The sequence below is a fragment of the Mesorhizobium sp. M6A.T.Cr.TU.017.01.1.1 genome, assembly GCF_004023115.1.
Lineage (GTDB): Bacteria > Pseudomonadota > Alphaproteobacteria > Rhizobiales > Rhizobiaceae > Mesorhizobium > Mesorhizobium mediterraneum.
Map to the genome: position 1 here is coordinate 14,636 of NZ_RZTA01000062.1, position 21,649 is coordinate 36,284.

Consider the following 21,649-nt stretch of genomic DNA (forward strand, 5'->3'; position numbering starts at 1 on the left):
AAAGGGAATCTTGCGGCGTTTCTTAACGGCTCATCGGCTGCTTTGGCCGGGGCACAGCGAGGATGGATATTCCGACGTTTTCTGTCGCTTTTGTTGGAATGAAATTCCCAAAATGCCGCCTTGGCTAAAATCACGCCCGAAGGTGGCGGATTTCTGACAGCCCGATCCTCGTGCCGGCGCTTTGATGCGCCGCATGACCGAACCGAGACGCAAGCGCGGCGCCGAGCGAACCAGCAACAGGGGCCCGGTTGCCATCCCGCAACTGCCGCTGCGGCGCGTCACCAATCCCTATCCGCCAATGGCGATGCTTTCGGCCGACCAGATCGAGGCGATCCACCAGGCGTCGATGCACATTCTGGAGAATTTCGGCATCGAGGTGATGAGCCCGCGAGCGCTTTCGCTGTTCGAGAAGGCCGGGGCCAAGGTCGATCATGCGCCGATGACAATCCGCATCGACCGGGGCATGGTCGACGAGGCACTGAAGACGACGCGGTCGAGCTACCGGCTTACGCCGCGCAACCCGGCCCATACCGTCCATCTCGGCGGCAACACCATCAACTTCACTCTGGTCGCCGGACCGCCCAATGTGCATGACATGGAACGTGGCCGCCGCGCCGGAAACTTGCGCGACTATGACGATCTCACCCGGCTGGCGCAGCATTTCAACTGCATCCACATGCTGGGCAATCAGGTCTGCGCGCCTGTCGACCTGCCGGCCAATTCACGCCATCTCGACACCTACTTCGCCAATCTGACGCTGACCGACAAAAGTTTTCACGTCTCGGCGATCGGCCGGGGCAGGGCGCTCGACGGCATCGAAATGATGGCGATTTCGCGAGGGCTGACGCTTGATGAGATGCGCGATGATCCCGGCGTCACCACCATCATCTCGGTCAACTCGCCGCGCCGCTTCGACGAGATGATGGCCGAAGGCCTGATGACCATGGCCGAGTTCGGCCAGTCGGTCGCGGTGACGCCGTTCACGCTGATGGGCGCGATGAGCCCGGTGACGCTTGCCGGCGCGCTCGCGCAGCAGAACGCCGAGGCATTGTTCGGCGTGGTCTTGACGCAGCTTGTCCGACCCGGCGCGCCGGTCATGTATGGCGCCTTCACATCCAATGTCGACATGAAGTCCGGCGCCCCGGCCTTCGGCACGCCGGAGAACACCAAGGCCAACATCGCTTCCGGGCAGTTGGCGAGGCGTTACGGACTGCCCTACCGGACAACGCCGGGTTCGGCCTCCAACGCCGCCGACGCGCAAGGCGCCTATGAGACGCTGATGGCGCTGTGGGGCGCGGTGCTCGGCCACGGCAATCTCGTCTACCACGCAGCCGGCTGGCAGGAAGGCGGGCTGACCGCGTCGTTCGAGAAGTTCATTATCGACGTCGAGATGATCCAGCACATGATGGAATTTTTGCGCCCGATCGAAGTCAACGAGGCGGAACTCGCCGTCGAGGCGCTGGGTGCTGTGCCGACCGGCGGCCATTTCTTCGGCGAGCCGCACACGCTGGAGCGCTACGCCACCGCCTTCTACCAGCCAATGCTCTCCAACTGGCAGAACTACGAGGCGTGGCAAGAGGCCGGCGGGCTCGACGCCACGGCGCGCGCAACGCGGCTGTGGAAGAAAGCGCTGGAAGATTATGTCGAGCCGACGATGGATATTTCTGTGCGCGAGGCGCTGGAGGCGTATGTGGCGAAGCGCAAGGAAGCGATTGGGGCGGGTGAGCCGTGATGGCCACAGGTTTGCGCTCGTATACCCCTCTCTGTCCTGCCGGACATCTCCCCCTCAAGGGGGGAGATTGGCTGTCACGTTTTCCTTCGCCAATCACCAACGTTGAAAGAAGCATGGCGGCGCCGTCGCTGCTGATCTCCCCCTTGAGGGGGAGATGGCCGGCAGGACAGAGAGGGGTGGCTTGGCTCCTCCCGTCCCGATTCATCGTTCCCCTCCAACTCATTGAAATAACGAGAAAACCCATGAAATCGCATGCAAAGGTCGTGGTCATAGGCGGCGGTGTCGTCGGCTGTTCCGTGCTGTTCCATCTGGCGCGTCACGGCTGGACCGACATCGTGCTTCTGGAGCGTGACGAGCTGACTTCCGGCTCGACCTGGCATGCGGCCGGCGGCATGCACACGATCAATGGCGATCCCAACGTCGCCAAGCTGCAGAAATACACGATCTCGCTCTACAAGGAGATCGAGGAGCTGTCCGGCCAGGCGACCGGCGTGCATCTGACCGGCGGCGTGCTTCTGGCGGCGACCGAGGCGCGGCTCGACTGGCTGCGCGGCGTTGTCGCCAAAGGCCGCTATCTCGGCATCGACCTCGAGGAGATTTCGCCTAACGAAGCGGCCGAGCTGATGCCGCTGCTCGACCCGAAGCAGTTCGTCGGCGCCGTCCGCAACAAGGAGGATGGCCATCTCGATCCCTCGGGTGTCACCCATGCCTATGCCAAAGCCGCGCGGAAACTTGGCGCCGAGGTTGAGCGCTTCACCAAGGTCGAGGACATCGTGCGCCGCGCCGACGGGCTGTGGCGCGTCATCACCAACAAAGGCGAGGTGGTGGCCGAGCATGTCGTCAATGCCGGCGGCCTGTGGGCGCGCGAGGTCGGCCGCATGGTCGGGCTGGAGCTGCCGGTGCTGGCCATGGAGCACATGTATCTGATCACCGAGGACATGCCGGAGGTTGCCGCCTGGAACCAGAAGACCGGCACGGAGATCATCCATGCGGTCGATTTCGACGGCGAGCTCTATCTGCGCCAGGAGCGCGGCGGCATGCTGATGGGCACTTACGAGAAGGCCAACAAGCCATGGTCCGAATTTTCGACGCCGTGGAATTTCGGCCACGAACTGCTGGAGCCCGACATCGACCGCATCGCGCCATCGCTGGAGGTCGGCTTCAGGCATTTCCCGGCCTTCCAGAACACTGGCATCAAGCAGATCATCAACGGTCCCTTCACCTTCGCGCCGGACGGCAACCCGCTGGTCGGGCCGGTGCGCGGCCTGCCTGGTTTCTGGGTCGCCTGCGGCGTCATGGCCGGCTTTTCGCAGGGCGGCGGTGTTGGCCTCGCACTGTCGAACTGGATGATCGAGGGCGACCCCGGCGCCGACATCTGGGCGATGGATGTGTCGCGCTATGGTGACTGGGCAACGATGGCCTACACCAATGCCAAGGTGCGCGAGAATTATTCGCGGCGTTTTTCCATCCGCTTCCCCAATGAGGAGCTGCCTGCCGGGCGGCCGCTCAAGACCACGCCGGTCTACGACCTCTTGTCGGCCAAGGGCGCGCAATGGGGCGTGGCCTTTGGACTGGAAGTGCCGCTTTGGTATGCGCCCGAGGGCGTCAAAGATGAGTTCTCGTGGCGGCGCTCAAGCGATTTTGAGCATGTCGCAAATGAGGTGAGAACGGTGCGGACAAGTGTCGGCCTGTCGGAAATTTCGAACTTCGCCAAATATAGGGTGACCGGCGAGGGCGCTGCGGTCTGGCTCGACCGCCTGCTTGCCTGCAAGCTGCCAAGACCCGGCCGCATGACGCTGGCGCCGATGCTGAAGGAAGACGGCAGGCTGATCGGCGATTTCTCGCTGGCCAATCTCGACAGTCCCAATTCCAACGGGGAGGGCTGGTTTCTCGCCGGCTCCGGCATTGCCGAGCAGTATCACATGCGCTGGTTCGAGGCGCATCTGCCGCAGGACGGCTCGGTTCGTGTCGAGGCGCTGGCGGCGAAGCTGACGGGCCTGTCGATCGCTGGACCGAATGCGCGGGAACTCCTGGCAAAGGTCACGCGGGCAGATGTCGCCAATGCGGCGTTTCCGTTCATGGCCATCCGCAAGATGGATATCGGCATGGCGCCGTGCCTGGTCGGCCGCGTCAGCTACACCGGCGATCTCGGTTACGAGATCTGGGTGGCGCCGGAATATCAGCGCGCGGCGTACCAGACCCTGATGGCAGCGGGTGAAGAATTTGGCCTCGGCCTGTTCGGTTCGCGCGCGCTCAACGCGCTTCGGCTGGAAAAGAACTACGGCTCGTGGGCGCGCGAATACCGGCCGATCTACGGGCCGCTGGAGGCCGGTCTCGATCGCTTCGTCGCCTACGGGAAAGAAACCGATTTTGTCGGCAAGCAAGCGGCACTCGCCGAGCGCCAGCAAGGCGGCAAGCTGCGGCTGCGCGCCTTTGTCGTCGATGCGGCCGACGCCGACGTCATCGGCGACGAGCCGATCTGGTTCGACGGCGCCGTGCGCGGCTGGGTCACGTCAGGCGGCTACGCGCACCATTCGAAGGCGTCCGTGGCCATGGGCTATGTGCCGAAGGAGATCGCCGACGAGGCCGACGGCTTCGAGATCGAGCTTCTGGGTAAGCGCTATCGCGCGCGCGTGCAGCCGTCGCCGCTGTTCGACGCGAATCTCGAGCGGATGCGGGGGTGAAGGCGCCGCTTGTCGGCGCCTCAAGCGCTGCGGCGGTTGTCCAGCGCAAAAGCGCCGGGACCGGCGAACACCAGATAGAGGAAGATGAAACAGAAGGAGATTGCCGCATCGCCGCCATTGTTGACCGGGAAAAAGCCGCTTGGCATGTGCGCCATGAAATAGGCGATCGCCATCTCGCCGCTGAGAAGGAACGCGACCGGCCTGGTGAACAGCCCCAATACCAGCAGGATGCCGCCAGCGAATTGGAGGATGCCCGCGGTCAGCGATAGGCCGCTCAGGGCGCCGGCATGATCGCTGACGGGAAAATTGAACAGTTTCTGGGTGCCGTGGTTCCATAAACTGCAGCGCGGTCATGATGCGAAGCACAGCCAGAGCCTGCCGCTGATATCTGGCGAGACCGTCGAAAAGCTTCATCGAAGCTCCATTTTACCCCGAACTGGCCATAGATTATCGCCCGGCAAGGGACCATTCACTTCGCACGGCCTGCCATCAACAATCGGTGATTGGAAATGTTCCTCGTCCCTCAATATTTTTCTCGCTATGGTTGTATAAAATCGCTATAGTTGTATTGATAGCCAGACACTCCAACCATGTGGGTTCCGTTTGCCATGAGAAAAGTCGTCGTCAGCCTATTCGCCGTCGTTGCAGGCACCAGCGTCGCCATCGCCGACGACACCGGTTGTGCTGCTTTTAAATGGCCGGTGACGCGCGAGGAGGCCTTGTTTGCGGTGGCGCCCGCCGCGCAGTCTGGCGCTGACCTTTCGGTCGGCGAGGCTGCAGATGTGGCGTTGGTGCCGGTCGACACGATCAGCTTCACCGTTCCGCCGGAACGCGCGCCGGCAGCCGGTACATTCGGCGCGATGGCAAGCGTGGCCGTGCCCCCGGAGGGAGAACTCCAGCCTGTCCGATGAGGCCTGGGTCGATGTCGTTCAGGACGGCAAAGCCGTGAAGTTGGCGGGTTTCAGTGGTATGAAGACCTGTCCCGGGATACGCAAGAGCGTGCGCTTCAAGCCGGCCGCCGGCCCGGCGACCATCCAACTCAGCGGCGCCAAGAAAGAGACCCTCAAGATTGCTGTACTGGCGCCGGAATGACTTTGCGCCCTGAGGCAATTCATCTGCTCGCATCGCACCAACGGTGCGGTGCGGCTGTTCAATTTTGATAGGTATCGGGCTGGTTCAGTGTCCCGGCGCGATCAGCGCGAAATACGGGCGAGCCTCCGCCATGGGCACGATAGATTTCGCCTAGAGCGGTTCAGCTTTTGATAGAATCGCCGAACCGCTCTAAGTATTTGTTCTTACGCAATTCCGGACGGAAAACCGCTACGCACTTTCCTGGAATTGCTCTAAGAAAGTCGCCCGGATCGAATGGTACCTCCGGCTCCCCGAAGCTCTTTCGCTAACTCGCGCTCCCCAATTCTTGCCGTCGCCGAACGACACATAGCCGTCCAACTCAGCAGCACCAAAAAGTTGCGGTGCTGACGCTGGAATGATCCAGCGGCAGCACTCGGTTGGTCAGGACGCCTACCGCACCGGCGCCATCAGCGCGAAATGAGCGCCTTGCGGATCCGTGCACTGCACGATCCAACCGCCGCCGGGAACCTCCATCGGGCCCATCAGGATCTTGCCGCCATTGTCGGTCACGCGCTTGGCCGCCGCGTCGATGGCCGGAACATTGAAATAGAACTGCCAGGCCGGCACCGGAATCTGCTCGGGCTTGTTCATCATGCCGCCAATAGGCTCGCCGCCGGCGGCGAAGAGCTGGTAGGTGCCCATCGGCCCCATATCCATGGCCTCGCCCTTGGTCCAGCCGAATTGCCCGGCATAGAAATCGAACGCGGCCTGCCAGTCGGTCGTATAGAGCTCATGCCAGCCGATATTGCCGGGCGTCGCCAATGGCAGCGGCGGCTGGTCGGGGCCATCCGGCTGCAGGAAGTTGAAGGCCGCGCCTTGCGGATCGGCAACGACGGCAAAGCGGCCGACGCCCGGAATGTCATCGGGTTCGCGATGAACTGTACCGCCGGCCTCCTTCAACGATTTTGTCGAGGCATCGACATCCCTGGTGTGGATGTAGCCGATCCAGGCCGGCGGCATACCCATCTTGCGCACTTCGTCCGGCTGCGCCATCAGCCCGGCAACGCCGCGCTCGCCGACATTCATGACGATATAGCGCGGCATGCCGGGCGCGCCGTCGAAGGGCTGCGCCTTCCAGCCAACGACAGCGGTGTAGAACGCTTCGGCGGCGTCGAGATCGGTGGTCATCAGTTCGTACCAGAAAAAGGGCATCGGGGACTTTGGCATTGTCGTGCTCCCTGCGTTTCCAGTTGTGGATTGTGGTTCGATCCATCCTAGGACGATCTTGGCGACGGAAATCCGACATCTGGGCCAGAAATCGATGGCGGCAAGGCGCCCCTCATTCGTAATCTTGCGCAAGTCGCGGTTTTCGACTTTGCTTGCCGCCAACGAGGGTTGTTGATCCATGCGCCGGATGTCGCTCACTTCAGAGCTTGTCGCGCTATGCCATCGGGAGGAGGCCGATCCCGGTCCCGATGGAAGCTGGACGCAACTGACCGATGAGGATTTCCAGACGCTTGCCTCCCGGCTGTCAGGCGAGGCGGACGAGGGAACCGCTATGGGTGTTCGCCTATGGCTCGCTGATCTGGAAACCGGCCTTCGAGTCCGTCGAACAGCAGCGCGCCACCGCTTTCGGCTGGCATCGGTCTTTTTGCCTCGACATGGTCCGTTGGCGCGGCAGTGCCGAGCAGCCGGGCTTGATGATGGCGCTCGAACGGGGCGGGCGGTGCAACGGCGTGATCTACCGCTTGCCGGAAGGCGAAAAACCGCTGCAGATCGAAAGATTGCTGCGGCGCGAGATCAGCGATCACGAGAGTATCGGCTCAGTCAGGTGGCTTCCGGTGCGTACGGCTCAAGGCAGGCTAAGGGCGCTGGGCTTCTGGGTCGGTGTGACCGGCAGGGGCACCTCGCTCAACCAGCCGCTGGAGAGGGTAGCCCAAGTGCTGGCGCGGGCGTGCGGGCATGTCGGGTCCGGTGCCGAATATCTCTACAACACCGTCACCTGGAAGCGTTCGGCATTCGTGACCGCAATCTGTGGCGGCTGCAGGAACTGGTCGCGAACGAGATCAGGTCGATGCATGGCCGTGCCCCCGGAATGGGCCTCCTGTCTGCACAGTGATCGCGCGTGAAATAAAAACATGAGTATATCTATCATGTTTTTATCAAGCCTTTTCAGCGGCTTGCATCGAAAATTGACCAATTGATAAAAAAACAAAACGTGCTAGCCTTCGGCAAAACCACAAGAATGGGGAAGCGGAATGGCGACTGGTCATTTCAAGCAGGGCATTGCCGGCGGACGGCTTTCGCCCGAACAATATGCGGATAATTTTTCCGACCTGCATCCGCCGCTCGATCATCACGAGGCGCTGGTCGAGTCCGATCGCTGCTATTTCTGCTATGACGCGCCATGCATGAACGCATGCCCGACCTCGATCGACATCCCGCTGTTCATCCGCCAGATCTCGACCGGCAATCCGATCGGCTCGGCCAAGACGATTTTCGACCAGAACATTTTGGGCGGCATGTGCGCCCGCGTCTGCCCGACCGAGACGCTGTGCGAAGAGGTCTGCGTGCGCGAAGTGGCCGAAGGCAAGCCGGTGCAGATCGGCCGCCTGCAACGCTACGCCACCGATGTCGCGATGGCGCAGGACAAGCAGTTTTACCGGCGCGCTGAGCCGACCGGCAAGACGGTCGCCGTGGTTGGCGCCGGACCGGCGGGGCTTGCCGCCGCGCATCGGCTCGCCCGCCATGGTCATGAGGTGACCATCCTTGAGGCCCGCCCGAAGGCCGGCGGTCTCAATGAATACGGCATCGCCGCCTACAAGAGCATCGACAATTTCGCCCAGGCCGAGGTGGATTACGTCCTGTCGATCGGCGGCATCGAGGTTCAGAATGGCAAGGCGCTCGGCCGCGACTATCAGCTGTCGGACCTGACCAGGAACTACGACGCGGTGTTTCTCGGCATGGGGCTTGGCGGCGTCAATGCGCTGCGTGCCGACGGCGAGGAGGCGCAAGGCGTGACCAATGCCGTGGAGTTCATCGCGGAGCTTCGCCAGGCCAGTGACCTTGCCAGCCTGCCGGTCGGCCGGCGTGTCGTCGTCATCGGCGGCGGCATGACGGCGATCGACGCAGCGGTGCAATCGAAACTGCTCGGCGCCGAAGAGGTGACGATCTGCTACCGGCGCGGCCAGGAGCACATGAACGCCTCCGAATTCGAGCAGGATCTGGCCGCCGCCAACGGCGTCACGATCCGTCACTGGCTGCAGCCGAAGCGGGTCATTGCCGAAGGCGGCAAGGTGTCGGGCATCGAGCTCGAATACACGGCGATGGATGGCGAGAAACTCGTCGGCACCGGCGAGCGCCTGACGCTCACTGCCGACCAGGTGTTCAAGGCGATCGGCCAGAGCTTTGTCCCGGCTGCGCTCAATGGCAGCGGGGCCTTGCTTGCGTTGGAGGCTGGCCGCATCAAGGTCGATGCCGAATGCCGTACTTCGCTGGCCAATGTCTGGGCGGGCGGCGATTGTATCCATGGCGGCGACGACCTCACCGTCTCCGCCGTCGCTCAGGGCCGTGACGCCGCGGAATCGATCCACCGGGCACTGACCTCGAACGGGAGGGCATGAGCATGGCAGATATCAGAAACAATTTCGTCGGCATCAAATCGCCCAATCCGTTCTGGCTGGCCTCGGCGCCGCCGACCGACAAGGCCTACAACGTCATCCGCGCCTTTAAAGCGGGCTGGGGCGGCGTGGTGTGGAAGACGCTCGGCGAAGAGGGCCCGCCGGTGGTCAACGTCAACGGTCCGCGCTATGGCGCGATCTGGGGCGCCGACCGCCGCCTGCTCGGCCTCAACAACATCGAGCTGATCACCGACCGCGACCTGCAGGTCAATCTGCGCGAGATCAAGCAGGTCAAGAAGGACTGGCCCGACCGCGCCATCGTCGTCTCGCTGATGGTGCCTTGCGAGGAACACGCGTGGAAGGCGATCCTGCCGGTGGTCGAGGAGACGGAGGCCGACGGCATCGAGCTTAATTTCGGCTGCCCGCACGGCATGTCGGAACGCGGCATGGGTGCCGCCGTCGGCCAGGTGCCGGAATACATCGAAATGGTCGTGCGCTGGTGCAAGGCCAACACCCGCATGCCTGTCATCACCAAGCTGACGCCCAACATCACCGATGTGCGCAAGCCGGCGCGTGCCGCTCTTGCCGGCGGCACGGATGCGGTGTCGCTGATCAACACCATCAATTCGATTACCGGCGTCAATCTCGATAGTTTTGCACCGGAACCGACAATCGACGGCAAGGGTTCGCATGGCGGCTATTGCGGCCCGGCGGTGAAGCCGATCGCCATGAACATGGTCGCCGAGATCGCCCGCGATCCGGAAACGCATGGCCTGCCGATCTCCGGTATCGGCGGCATCACCACATGGCGCGACGCCGCCGAATTCATGGCGCTCGGCGCCGGCAATGTGCAGGTGTGCACCGCGGCGATGACCTATGGCTTCAAGATCGTGCAGGAGATGATCGCCGGCCTGGAAAACTGGATGGACGAGAAGGGCCATGCCTCGCTCGACGATATCGTCGGCCGCGCCACGCCCAACGTCACCGACTGGCAATATCTCAACCTTAACTACATCGCCAAGGCGCATATCGACCAGGAGGCCTGCATCAAATGCGGCCGCTGCCACATCGCCTGCGAGGACACCTCGCACCAGGCGATCACCGCAATGGTCGACGGCGCCAGGCACTTCGAAGTGATCGAGGCCGAATGCGTCGGCTGCAATCTCTGCGTCAATGTCTGCCCGGTCGAGAACTGCATCACCATGGAGCCGCTGGCGGCCGGCGTGATGGACCAGCGCACCGGCAGACCGGTGTCGCCGGTCTACGCCAACTGGACGACGCATCCCAACAATCCGATGGCCAAGGTGGCGGCGGAATAGGGGCGGCCGCCTGTTGTGGAAAAGCGGCGTCTGCGGCGCCGCTTTTTTCAAAAGTATATTGAAGATAAAATTTATCCACGATAGGATATATCCGTGAATTGGAGATCAGCACGATGAAGCTGGGCGAGGGCGTCGAAGCGGCCATCCACTGCGCCGCGATGCTTGCCGGCGTGGAAGGCGCGGCGACTATACCGGGTGCTGCCATGGCCGAAGCGTTCGGCCTGTCGCCGAGCTATCTCCTCAAGCATCTCAATGCGCTGACGGCGTCGCGCATTCTGGAATCGGTGCCCGGGCCATCGGGCGGTTACCGGCTGGCGCGGCGGGCGGAGCGCATAACGCTGCTCGATATCGTGCTCGCCGTGGAAGGACGCGAACCGGCCTTTCGTTGCGGCGAAATCCGTCAGCGCGGACCGGCCAGGCTCGATGCTTCCGTCTATGTCAAACCCTGCGGCATCAGCGTCGCGATGATGAAGGCTGAGCGCGCCTATCGCGCCGCTCTTGCCGAGGCCCGGCTGTCGGACATCGTGGCGGAATATGTAAGCGATGCCGATCCCCGTTCAGTCGCCGCGAACTGCGCCTTTGTCGAGCGCCATCAGCGACCACAGAAATCCAGTTCAACCAAGCAAGCGTGAAAGGCAAAGACGATGAAACAGAGGCTGCAATTCTTCGGCGCTGCGCCGGAAATCATGAAAGCGGTATCGGCGCTCAACAAGGCGGTCGACGAATGCGGGCTCGAGGAAAGCCTGTTGCATCTGATCAAGCTGCGGGCATCGCAGATCAATGGCTGTTCGTATTGCGTCGAGATGCACAGCCGCGAGGCGCGCCATGACGGCGAGACCGAGCAGCGGCTTTATCTCGTCTCCGCCTGGAAGGAATCGCCGCTGTTTTCCGAACGAGAACGCGCTGCCTTCGCCTGGACCGAAGCGGTGACGAAGATCGCCGATAACGGTGTCTCGGACGAACTCTATGCGCGCACGCTCGAGCATTTCTCGGAAGAGGAATTGGTCAAGCTGTCTGTCGCGCTTGGCATGATCAACGCCTGGAACCGGCTTTGCATCCCGTTCCAGGCCATTCATCCGATGCCGGCGGCGAAAGCTGCCTGAGCGGTCGAACCGGCGCGCGGCCTGGGCGCCGCGTGCCATTTTTGTTTGAGGATCAAGAACATGATGGCAAATTTTGAGAATGAAATTCTGTTTGCCGCCCGCCTGCTGCTTGGCGGCGCCTTTGTCTTTGCCGGTCTGCGCAACATCCAGAACGCTACCTTCCTGACCCAGCTGATGACGACACGCGGCGTGCCGCAGGCGCGGCTGATGCTGTGGCTGGGTATCGTCCTGCAGGTCGTCTCCGGAGCGCTGGTGATATCAGGTGTCTGGACCGCTGCCGCCGCCTTGTGCCTGGTGCTGTTCCTGATTGTCGCCACGCCGATGTTCCACAATTTCTGGGATCATCAGGGGCCCGAGCGGGCGTCCCGCATCAACGGCTTTGTCGGCAATGTGGCGTTGACTGGAGGGTTCCTGGCGCTGGTGGCGCAGCCGCTTTGACGGTTCGGACGGCCGCCTCGCGGCGGCAGCCGCCACGGTCTGTGGCGACATGCCAGTTTCCGCGCCGCGAGGCCGAAGCGGAAGAGCCGCCGACGATCACGGCATGTGAGGGTTTCTCGCTCGTGAACGTTATCCCTTCGATGTTAAGGTGGCCGGCTGACGCTCGACCAGATCGAGGCTCAATGTCCGCAAATGCTGTCTTGCCTTTGCATCATAGGCCTGCGCGTTGGCGCGGGCTTCCCTCAGACCGTCGAAATACAGGCCGCTCCGCCCTTCCAGGTCAGGCGATATCGCAAGGTTAAGGATGGCGTCAGCGCCGGTCTCGACCGAGTTCCACGGCGTGACGCCGGCTTGCCGGACCATGGTCGTATTCATGTAGCTTGCCGGATGGAGGCTGCTGACGGTCACATTGCTGCCCTTCAGCTCCTGCGCCAGATCGATGGTGAACATGATCTGCGCCAGCTTGCTCTGGCAGTAGGCACGGAGGCCATCGTAGCTGCGGGTCAGCATGACATCGTCGAAATCGATCGCCTGCTGGCCGGCCGAGGCGACGTTGACGATGCGCGCCGGCGCGCTCGCCTTGAGCAGCGGCAGAAGCTCCGAAGTGAGCAGGAAGCCGGCGAGGTAGTTGACGGCAAAGCGCAGTTCGTAGCCGTCGGCGCTGACCTGTCGTTTGGTGCCGGCGGTGCCGATGCCGGCGTTGTTGATCAGGATATCGAGCCGATCCGTGCGGGCGCGGACAGCCTCGGCGAGACGGCGGATTTCGGCGAGCGACGAAAGGTCGGCGACGAGAAGCTCGGCCTTGCCGCCGGCGGTTTCGATCTCGGCGACCGTCGCCTTGCCGCGTGTCGCATCGCGGCCATGCACCAGGACACGCGCGCCGCCGGCGCCGAGCCTTTGCGCAACCACGCGGCCGACGCCGTCGGTCGATCCGGTGATGAGGATTGTCTTGTCGTTCAGTTCCATGCTTGAGCCTCCACATTGTTGCTCTGGGTGGAAGATGGGGCATCCGACACGCCTCAAACAGTTCAAACATTATCCTGGCATCCATACTGCTATAATGGCGTCGATGGATTCCCCGACGCAATCAGCCGATGGTTGGCCGCAGCCCCGTAAGCTTCGTCATCGCAGGGCGTAGCAGCCGCGAAGCGATGCAGCGCAGATCCCAGGATGACGAAACGAGAGTTAGGTTTTCGGCTTCAGCCCGTCGATGAACAGCTGTTCCAGAAACCTTGCCGCATCCTCGAAGCGGCCGTCGCCGCCGCGGTTGGGGCCGAGCACGGCACGGACCTGAACGTCGAAATCGGCATAATGCTGCGTTGTCGCCCAGATCGAGAAGATCAGGTGCCAGGGGTCGGTGCGGGCGATCTTGCCGGCGCGCATCCAGCCTTTGATGACGGCGGCCTTCTCGTCGACCAGCGTCTTCAGCTCGCCCTCCAGCATCGGCATGATGCGCGGCGCGCCCTGCAAGATCTCGTTGGCGAACAGCCGGCTTTCCCTAGGGAAATCGCGCGCCATTTCGAGCTTGCGCCTGATATAGCTGCGCAATTCGGTCAGCGGGTCGCCGATATCGTCGAGCTCGCGCAGCGGCGCGAGCCAGGTATCCAGAAGCCGCTGCATCAGCGTCTCGTGGATGTCCTCCTTGCGGCGGAAATAATAGAGCAGGTTAGGCTTCGACATGCCGGCGGCTTCCGCGATCTGGTCGATGGTCGAGCCGCGAAAGCCGTGGGTTGAGAAGACCTCGAGCGCCGCCTCCAGGATGAGCTCGCGCTTTTCCTGCTGGATGCGGGTGCGGCGAGGGGCGGGGACTTCCATATCGGCCGTCACCCCCGCAGACCTTGGGTTGGAGGGCGGTCTGGACCAATTCTCTGGACCAGTTTTTCCCCGGCCTGTGGAGCGCGCTTCAACTGCCGCATTTCCGCTAGTAATCCCTTGACCGCCGACAGGGCGGTGCTAACGTTTGTCCAATCGGTCAAAATTTGCGTAGCACGAAAACGCAGCAGAGACCAAGTGTCGGAAAGACCAAGCGTTAGCCGCACCGAAACAGGTTACAAGGGGAAGTCTTGGTCATGTCCAACCGGCTGAAAGTCACGCCGAACGATCTCAGCGCATTCTGGATGCCGTTCACGGCAAACCGGCAGTTCAAACAGGCGCCTCGCATGATGGTGTCCGCCAAGGACATGCATTACACGACGAGCGACGGGCGCAAGGTTCTCGACGGCACCGCCGGCCTGTGGTGTGTCAACGCCGGCCACTGCCGGCCGAAGATCACCGAGGCGATCCAGCAACAGGCCGCCGAACTCGACTATGCGCCGGCCTTCCAGATGGGCCATCCGATCGTCTTCGAGCTGGCGAACCGCTTGGTCGACATCGCGCCGAAGGGCATGGACCATGTGTTCTTCACCAATTCCGGATCCGAATCGGTCGAGACCGCGCTGAAGATGGCGATCGCCTATCACCGCGCCAAAGGCGAGGGCTCGCGCACCCGCCTGATCGGCCGCGAGCGCGGCTATCACGGCGTCAATTTCGGCGGCATCTCGGTCGGCGGCATCGTCACCAATCGCAAGATGTTCGGCACGCTGCTCGGCGGCGTCGACCACATGCCGCACACGCATCTGCCGGAGAAGAATTCGTTCACCAAGGGCGTGCCCGAACATGGCGCGGAATTGGCCAACGAGTTGGAGCGCATCGTTGCGCTGCACGACGCCTCGACCATCGCGGCCGTCATAGTCGAGCCGGTGGCCGGTTCCACAGGCGTCATCCTGCCGCCGAAAGGCTATCTCGAGAAGCTGCGCGAGATCTGCACCAAGTACGGCATCCTTCTGATCTTCGACGAGGTCATCACTGGCTTCGGCCGCCTCGGCACGCCGTTTGCCGCCGACTATTTCGGCGTCACGCCCGATATTATGACGACCGCCAAGGGCGTCTCCAACGGCGTCATCCCGATGGGCGCGGTGTTCGTGAAGAAGGAAATCCACGACGCCTTCATGACCGGCCCCGAGCATATGATCGAGTTCTTCCACGGCTACACCTATTCGGGCAACCCGATCGCCTGCGCGGCAGCCCTCGGCACGCTCGACACCTACAAGGAAGAGGGCCTGCTGACCCGCGGGCAGGAACTGGCGCCGTATTGGGAAGACGCGCTGCATTCGCTGAAGGGCGAGCCGAACGTCATCGATATCAGAAACATCGGCCTGATCGGCGCGATCGAGCTGGCGCCCATTCCCGGCAGCCCGACCAAGCGTGCCTTCTCGGCCTTCGTCAAGGCGTTCGAGCGCGGCGCCTTGATCCGCACCACCGGCGACATCATCGCGCTGTCGCCGCCGCTGATCATCACCAAGGGCCAGATCAATGAATTGATCGACCATGTGCGTGAAGTGCTGAGGGCAGTGGATTGAGAAACTGGGCGCAGCTTTCCCTCCCCCTTGAGGGGAGGGTGGCCGCGAAGCGGTCGGGTGGGGTCGGTGGCGACGCGCGCCGACCTGATCTCTTGCTGCGAGATTGTTTCTGATGCCCCGTACCCGCGTGAGCTTCGAAATGCGTCAAAAGGCGCGCGCGCTTCGAGTTCATGCGACCAAAGGCGAATCCCTGCTGTGGTATGAACTGCGCGAATTGAAATCGGGCGGGTTCAAGTTCCGCCGCCAGTGCCCGATCGGGCCCTATATCGTCGACTTCGCTTGTCTTGCGGTAAGGCTGGTGGTGGAAGTGGATGGCGACTTGCACGAACAGGAGAGGGGCAAGCGGCACGATGCTGTCCGTGACGCCTATCTGCGATCGCTCGGATTCGATATATTTCGCGTTGACGAGCCCGATGTCATAAACAGCGCATGGCATGTCGCGCAGGTGGTGAAGGAGAAGGTCGTGCGCATGTTCGGCGACCCCTCCCGACTGCTTCGCGGCCACCCTCCCCTCGAGGGGGAGGGGGACGCCGGCGTGCCGCAATCGATGAGGTTTTAGAAAATGGCCGCTCCCGGCGAGAATCTGCGAATCAATTCAGACCGTTTGTGGGATTCGATAATGGAGATGGCGAAGATCGGCCCCGGCATTGCCGGCGGCAACAATCGCCAGACATTGACCGACGAAGACGGCGAGGGGCGGCATCTGTTCAAGCGCTGGTGCGAGGCGGCGGGGCTCGAAATGGGCCTCGACGAGATGGGCACGATGTTTGCCCGCCGCGAAGGCACCGAGCCTGATCTGCCGCCTGTCTATGTCGGCAGCCATCTCGACACCCAGCCGACCGGCGGCAAGTATGACGGCGTGCTCGGCGTGCTTGGCGGGCTGGAGATCGTGCGCTCGCTCAACGAGCTCGGCATCAAGACCAAACATCCGATCGTCGTCACCAACTGGACGAACGAGGAAGGCGCGCGCTTTGCGCCGGCCATGATGGCGTCCGGCGTTTTTGCCGGCGTCCTCGACCAAGCCGACGTCTATTCGCATGTCGACAAGGACGGCAAGAAATTCGGCGAGGAGCTCGAACGCATCGGCTGGAAGGGCACCGAGAAAGTCGGTGATCGCAAGATCCACGCCTTCTTCGAGCTGCATATCGAGCAAGGCCCGATCCTCGAGGACGAGGGCATCGACATCGGCGTCGTCACCCATGGCCAGGGGCTGAAATGGCTGCAGGTGACGCTGACCGGCAAGGAGGCGCATACCGGCTCGACGCCGATGCCCAAGCGCCGCAATGCCGGGCTCGGCATGGCGCGGGTGATCGAGCTGGTGCACGAGATCTCCATGGACTACCAGCCCGACGCCGTCGGCGCGGTCGGCCACATGGAGGTCTATCCGAATTCGCGCAACATCATCGCCGGCCGCACCGTGTTCACAATCGACATCCGCTCGCCGGAAAAGGAAGTGCTTGACGCCATGGATGGCCGCATCCGCGAGGGCATCGACACGATCTGCGAGGCGCTCGACATAAAATATCAAATCGATCAGGTCGGCCATTTCGATCCGGTCACTTTCGATCCGGGCTGTGTCAAGGCTGTGCGGGATGCGGCAGAGCGCTTGGGTTATACGCATCGCAACATCGTCTCCGGCGCCGGCCACGACGCCTGTTGGATCAACCGCGTCGCGCCGACGGCGATGGTGATGTGCCCCTGCGTCGACGGGCTGTCGCACAACGAGGCCGAAGAGATCTCCAAGGAATGGGCGGCGGCCGGCGCCGATGTTTTGTTCCATGCGGTGGTGGAGACGGCTGTCATCGTGGAGTGAGCTAGAAACCAAGATTCCGAACGCCGCTCACCAAGAAGCGCGAAGAGAACAAGGGAACAAGAAAATGTCCAAAGTCATCAAGAACGGCACCATCGTGACCGCCGACCGCAGCTGGAAGGCCGACGTGCTGTTCAAGCACGGCAAGATCATCGCCATCGGCCCGGATCTGCATGGCGACCACGAATTCGACGCCACCGGCTGCTATGTGATGCCGGGCGGCATCGACCCGCATACCCATCTCGAAATGCCGTTCATGGGCACATACTCGGCCGATGATTTCGAGAGCGGCACGCGCGCCGCACTTGCCGGCGGCACCACCATGGTTGTCGATTTCTGCCTGCCGGCGCCGCAGCAGTCTCTGCTCGAGGCCTTGCAGATGTGGGACAACAAGACCTCGAAAGCATCCTGCGACTATTCCTTCCACATGGCGATCACCTGGTGGGGCAAGCAGGTGTTCGACGAGATGGCCACCGTCGTCGACAAGGGCATAACCTCGTTCAAGCACTTCATGGCCTACAAGGGGGCGCTGATGGTCGACGACGACGAGATGTATTCGTCGTTCCAGCGTTGCGCCGATCTTGGCGCGCTGCCGCTGGTCCATGCCGAGAATGGCGACGTGGTTGCCGCCCTGTCGCAGAAGCTGCTGGCCGCGGGCAATAACGGCCCCGAAGGGCACGCCTATTCGCGCCCGCCGGAAGTGGAAGGCGAGGCGACCAACCGCGCCATCATGATCGCCGACATGGCCGGCGTGCCGCTCTATGTCGTCCACGTCTCCTGCGAGCAGGCCCATGAAGCCATTCGCAGAGCGCGACAGAAAGGCATGCGCGTGTTTGGCGAGCCATTGATCCAGCATCTGACGCTCGATGAGAGCGAATATTTCGACAAGGACTGGGACCATGCGGCGCGCCGGGTGATGAGCCCGCCCTTCCGCAACAAATTGCATCAGGATTCGCTGTGGGCCGGCCTGCAGGCCGGATCGCTGCAAGTGGTGGCGACCGACCATTGCGCCTTCACCACCAGCCAAAAGCGCAACGGCGTTGGCGATTTCACCAAAATCCCGAACGGCACCGGCGGGCTCGAGGACCGTTTGCCAGTGCTGTGGACGGCGGGCGTCAACACCGGCCGGCTGACGATGAACGAATTCGTCGCGGTGACCTCGACCAACATCGCCAAGATCCTCAACATGTATCCGAAGAAGGGCGCCATCGTCGAAGGCGCGGACGCCGACATCGTGGTCTGGGACCCGAAGCGAAAGAAGACGATCACCTCCAAGAAACAGCAATCGGTGATCGACTACAACGTCTTCGAAGGTTTTGAGGTCACCGGCCTGCCGCGCTTTGTCTTCTCGCGCGGCGAACTGTCGATCCAGGAGGCTGAGGTCAAGGCGAAGCCCGGCCATGGCGAGTTCGTCGGCCGCGAGCCGAATGCAGCGGTCAACCGGGCGCTGTCGACCTGGAAGGAGATTTCTGCGCCGCGCAAAGTGGAACGCACAGGTATTCCGGCGACCGGGGTCTGAACATGCACGCTGTTCATGTCGCCATAGCAGCCGCGGCCCTGCTGGCCGCCGGCCAGGCTTCGGCCGCCGCGATCGACCTTTCCAAGCCCTATGGCAACAAGTCAGGCTGTATCAACAAGAACGGTCAGCAGGTCTTAGCCGAGGACATGCTGCTCCTGACCGACAAGGAATTCATCACTGTGGCCAGCGCCTGCACTTTCACCGAAAAGCAGGCACAGGCCGACGGTTCGCTGGTGGTGAAATCACTGTGCGACGCGGAAGGCGAGGAAGGTCAGTCGCCAATCCAGTTCACCATCAGGCGCAGCCTGAAGAACGCCAAGAGGCTGGTGATTGCCGACGAGGACGGCATGGTCATGGGGGAAGTCTCCCGTTGCCGATGATGGCCGCTGCCTCAGCGTCGGCCTCAGGCGACCTGCCCATCCAGTTGCGGCAGCAGGACGACGCTTTCCTGTTCGTTGGGATCGGTGCGGGCGATGACCGCCGAGGCCGGGCTGGCGCTCAGATTGGCCGGCAGATGCGGCACTCCGGCAGGAATGTAGAAGAGGTCACCGGACTTGACCACGATCTGCTGTTCGAGCCGGTCGCCATACCAGGTATGGACCTCGCCGGAGAGCACATAGATCGCCGTCTCATGGCTTTCATGCATGTGCGCCTTGGCGCGGGCACCGGGGGGCATGGTGAGCAGGTGCATGCAGATACCGGAGGAGCCGACGGTCTCGGCGGCGATGCCGGTGAAATAACTCAGTCCCTGCTTGCCTTCATAAGAGCTTTCAGGGCGGATAAGATGACAAGTGGGTTTGGGCGACATCGGGGCGACTCTCGATCGAGTGGGAACTCTCAGCCGGATAGGACAGGGCGAGTGGAAAGCAACATCGAGGAAAGATCAACCGGATTCCGACCGGCGCGGCAGCGGTGCGAAAAGGCAGGCTGCGGCCTATGACGGGAGCATCGCCAGCCGTCGTTTCGGCAAGCAAGCTCGGCCTGACCTTCCAAACCAGTGACGGTCCGGTGCAGGCATTGTCGAATGTCGACCTGACCATCGGCAAGGGTGAATTCGTGTCCTTCATCGGGCCATCCGGCTGCGGCAAGACGACCTTGCTGCGGGTCATCGCCGATCTGGAGAAGCCGACCTCGGGAGCCATCTCCGTCAACGGCATGACGCCCGAGCAGGCGCGTGAGAGCCGCGCCTATGGCTATGTCTTCCAGGCGGCCGCCCTTTATCCGTGGCGCACGATCTCGCGCAATGTGGCGCTGCCGCTGGAGATCATGGGCCTGTCAAAGGCAGAGCAGGCGGCGCGGATCAAGCGCACGCTCGATCTCGTCAACCTGTCCGGCTTCGAGCAGAAATACCCCTGGCAGCTTTCCGGCGGCATGCAGCAGCGCGCCTCGATCGCGCGGGCGCTGGCCTTCGATGCCGATCTTTTGTTGATGGACGAGCCGTTCGGCGCGCTGGACGAGATCGTGCGCGACCATCTCAACGAACAACTGCTGGAACTGTGGGAACGGACCAACAAGACCATCTGCTTCGTCACCCATTCCATTCCCGAGGCGGTCTACCTCTCGACGCGCATCATCGTCATGTCGCCGCGTCCGGGCCGCGTCAGCGACGTCATCGAATCGACGCTGCCGAAGAAGCGGCCGCTCGACATCCGCGAGACGCCGGAATTCCTGGCGATCGCCGCGCGCGTACGTGATGGCCTCAGGGCAGGGCACAGCTATGATGATTGAGGCGGTGGAGAACGGGCTTTCGCATTCGCCTCACGAGGGAGCGGCTAACCACGCGTTCGTCATCCTAGGGCGGAGCAGCCGCGAAGCGGCGTGCGCAGACCCTAGGATCCATGCCGTGACGTTGGCCGAAGGGCCTAAGCGGTCGAGAATGTCCGCCAGGCAAGGCACGGCAGCGGGCCCTTTCTTTGGGTCGGGACCACTATTCCGCACCGTTGCGGGGCGGGGAGGTAACGGCATGGATCCTAGGGTCTGCGCCGCGTCGCTTCGCTCCTTGCTTCGCCCTAGGATGACGAAGAACGGGCATGACCACTCTCTCCCGTCGGGGAGAGGAGCGCATTCATCGTGCGAGCGTCGCTAGATGGACTCCTTTCGCGACAAGCTCATCCCGGTGACCTCGATCCTCGCGGGCGTGGTGGTCGTCTGGTATGTGTTCGCCGTCATCCTCAACGCGCCGTTCCAGCGCGATCTCGACCGCCGTGCCGGCGAGACGCCTGATGTTGTGGAATTTATCGGCAAGACGATGTCGCAGCCGAAGCCGACACTGCCGGCGCCGCATCAGGTGGCGGTGAATTTCTTCGAGAACACGTTTCTGCGCAAGATCACCAGCAACCGCAGCCTTGTCTACAATGCCTGGGTGACGCTGTCCTCGACGTTGCTCGGCTTCGCGTTCGGCACCGCGCTCGGCATCGTCATCGCCGTCGGCATCGTGCATGTGGCGACGCTCGACCGCAGCCTGATGCCATGGATCATCGCCTCGCAGACCATTCCGATCCTGGCGGTGGCGCCGATGATCATCGTCGTGCTGGCGGCGATCGGCATCACCGGGCTGATCCCGAAGGCGCTGATCTCGACCTATCTGTCGTTCTTTCCGGTGGCCGTCGGGATGGTGAAGGGCCTGCGTTCGCCCGAGCTCACCCACCTCGATCTGATGCACACCTACAATGCCAGCCCCTCGCAGACCTTCTGGAAACTGCGTGTGCCGGCGTCGGTGCCGTTCCTGTTCACCTCGATGAAGGTGGCGGTTGCCGCCAGCCTGGTCGGCGCCATCGTCGGTGAACTGCCGACTGGTGCCGTCGCCGGCATCGGTGCCAAGCTGCTCGCCGGCGCCTATTACAGCCAGACCATCGACATCTGGTCGGCGCTGGTTGCCGGCTCGGTAGTGGCAGCCCTGCTGGTGATGGTGGTCGGCATTGCCGGGCGCATCGTCGATCGCGCCATGGGCGGGAG

Annotated in this window: 18 protein-coding genes and 3 pseudogenes; 16 read left to right on the top strand and 5 right to left on the bottom strand. The window is 62.7% G+C overall.

Translation table 11 applies throughout. The annotated features are described in order from the left end of the window. The first annotated feature begins 193 nt into the window (after window positions 1-193). Both EOB36_RS19745 and EOB36_RS19750 read left to right on the top strand, forming a co-directional pair. Window positions 194-1,732, top strand: coding sequence for a trimethylamine methyltransferase family protein (locus tag EOB36_RS19745; protein WP_158302498.1), 1,539 nt, complete (start codon window positions 194-196; stop codon window positions 1,730-1,732). A gap of 242 nt (window positions 1,733-1,974) precedes the next feature. Then, entirely contained in the window at window positions 1,975-4,416 is a 2,442-nt protein-coding gene (locus tag EOB36_RS19750; RefSeq protein WP_128285503.1) for an FAD-dependent oxidoreductase, read from the top strand. A gap of 20 nt (window positions 4,417-4,436) precedes the next feature. Here EOB36_RS19750 and EOB36_RS19755 read toward each other — a convergent pair. After that, window positions 4,437-4,830 (bottom strand): annotated as a pseudogene (locus tag EOB36_RS19755) (DoxX family protein). Between the two features lie 176 nt (window positions 4,831-5,006). On the opposite strand from EOB36_RS19755, the pseudogene EOB36_RS19760 reads away from it, so the two are divergent. Then, window positions 5,007-5,508: pseudogene (locus EOB36_RS19760) on the top strand (hypothetical protein). A gap of 429 nt (window positions 5,509-5,937) precedes the next feature. On the opposite strand, the gene EOB36_RS19765 reads toward EOB36_RS19760, so the two are convergent. After that, window positions 5,938-6,714: a VOC family protein gene (locus tag EOB36_RS19765; protein WP_127205697.1), complete on the bottom strand. Its 777-nt coding sequence runs from the start codon at window positions 6,712-6,714 to the stop codon at window positions 5,938-5,940. A 178-nt stretch (window positions 6,715-6,892) separates the two neighbouring features. On the opposite strand from EOB36_RS19765, the pseudogene EOB36_RS19770 reads away from it, so the two are divergent. The 6 genes and pseudogenes from EOB36_RS19770 (at window position 6,893) to EOB36_RS19795 (ending at window position 11,967) form a co-directional block, all read left to right on the top strand. Beyond that, window positions 6,893-7,606 (top strand): annotated as a pseudogene (locus tag EOB36_RS19770) (gamma-glutamylcyclotransferase). Window positions 7,607-7,745: 139 nt separating this feature from the next. Beyond that, window positions 7,746-9,110 carry an NAD(P)-dependent oxidoreductase gene (locus EOB36_RS19775; protein WP_128243202.1) on the top strand — a complete coding sequence of 455 codons (1,365 nt, stop codon included), beginning with the start codon at window positions 7,746-7,748 and terminating at the stop codon, window positions 9,108-9,110. 2 nt (window positions 9,111-9,112) lie between these two features. Continuing rightward, a complete protein-coding gene (preA, locus tag EOB36_RS19780) occupies window positions 9,113-10,426 on the top strand; it encodes an NAD-dependent dihydropyrimidine dehydrogenase subunit PreA (protein WP_128243201.1) in 1,314 nt (437 codons plus the stop codon). 113 nt (window positions 10,427-10,539) lie between these two features. Further along, window positions 10,540-11,058: an Rrf2 family transcriptional regulator gene (locus tag EOB36_RS19785; protein ID WP_128243200.1), complete on the top strand. Its 519-nt coding sequence runs from the start codon at window positions 10,540-10,542 to the stop codon at window positions 11,056-11,058. 12 nt (window positions 11,059-11,070) lie between these two features. Continuing rightward, a complete protein-coding gene (locus EOB36_RS19790) occupies window positions 11,071-11,529 on the top strand; it encodes a carboxymuconolactone decarboxylase family protein (protein WP_095482898.1) in 459 nt (152 codons plus the stop codon). 60 nt (window positions 11,530-11,589) lie between these two features. Beyond that, window positions 11,590-11,967: a DoxX family protein gene (locus EOB36_RS19795; protein ID WP_095482946.1), complete on the top strand. Its 378-nt coding sequence runs from the start codon at window positions 11,590-11,592 to the stop codon at window positions 11,965-11,967. Window positions 11,968-12,096: 129 nt separating this feature from the next. Here EOB36_RS19795 and EOB36_RS19800 read toward each other — a convergent pair whose 3' ends face one another. Both EOB36_RS19800 and EOB36_RS19805 read right to left on the bottom strand, forming a co-directional pair. Beyond that, entirely contained in the window at window positions 12,097-12,933 is an 837-nt protein-coding gene (locus EOB36_RS19800) for an SDR family NAD(P)-dependent oxidoreductase (protein WP_128285504.1), read from the bottom strand. 219 nt (window positions 12,934-13,152) lie between these two features. Continuing rightward, window positions 13,153-13,782 (bottom strand): TetR family transcriptional regulator C-terminal domain-containing protein, encoded by a 630-nt coding sequence (locus EOB36_RS19805; protein ID WP_126105851.1) that lies wholly within the window; start codon window positions 13,780-13,782, stop codon window positions 13,153-13,155. 254 nt (window positions 13,783-14,036) lie between these two features. Between EOB36_RS19805 and EOB36_RS19810 the strand changes: the two genes are divergently transcribed. The 5 genes from EOB36_RS19810 to EOB36_RS19830 all read left to right on the top strand — a co-directional run bounded on the left by EOB36_RS19810 (window position 14,037) and on the right by EOB36_RS19830 (window position 19,074). Beyond that, entirely contained in the window at window positions 14,037-15,365 is a 1,329-nt protein-coding gene (locus EOB36_RS19810; RefSeq protein WP_128285505.1) for an aspartate aminotransferase family protein, read from the top strand. Window positions 15,366-15,504: 139 nt separating this feature from the next. Then, window positions 15,505-15,924 (top strand): endonuclease domain-containing protein, encoded by a 420-nt coding sequence (locus EOB36_RS19815; protein WP_245467839.1) that lies wholly within the window; start codon window positions 15,505-15,507, stop codon window positions 15,922-15,924. 3 nt (window positions 15,925-15,927) lie between these two features. Beyond that, entirely contained in the window at window positions 15,928-17,178 is a 1,251-nt protein-coding gene (locus EOB36_RS19820; protein WP_128285506.1) for a Zn-dependent hydrolase, read from the top strand. 64 nt (window positions 17,179-17,242) lie between these two features. Then, window positions 17,243-18,694, top strand: a complete 1,452-nt coding sequence (hydA, locus tag EOB36_RS19825; RefSeq protein ID WP_095482893.1) for a dihydropyrimidinase — start codon at window positions 17,243-17,245, stop codon at window positions 18,692-18,694. A gap of 2 nt (window positions 18,695-18,696) precedes the next feature. Continuing rightward, window positions 18,697-19,074 carry a hypothetical protein gene (locus tag EOB36_RS19830; protein ID WP_128285507.1) on the top strand — a complete coding sequence of 126 codons (378 nt, stop codon included), beginning with the start codon at window positions 18,697-18,699 and terminating at the stop codon, window positions 19,072-19,074. A gap of 23 nt (window positions 19,075-19,097) precedes the next feature. Here the strand turns inward: EOB36_RS19830 and EOB36_RS19835 are convergent, their stop codons facing one another. After that, window positions 19,098-19,502 (bottom strand): cupin domain-containing protein, encoded by a 405-nt coding sequence (locus tag EOB36_RS19835; RefSeq protein ID WP_127206596.1) that lies wholly within the window; start codon window positions 19,500-19,502, stop codon window positions 19,098-19,100. 128 nt (window positions 19,503-19,630) lie between these two features. Between EOB36_RS19835 and EOB36_RS19840 the strand changes: the two genes are divergently transcribed. Beyond that, complete coding sequence (locus EOB36_RS19840; protein ID WP_126105857.1) at window positions 19,631-20,422, top strand: ABC transporter ATP-binding protein; 792 nt, start codon at window positions 19,631-19,633, stop codon at window positions 20,420-20,422. A gap of 358 nt (window positions 20,423-20,780) precedes the next feature. Continuing rightward, window positions 20,781-21,649, top strand: an 869-nt coding sequence (locus EOB36_RS19850; RefSeq protein ID WP_164897561.1) for an ABC transporter permease, incomplete at its 3' end; no start/stop codon positions are given.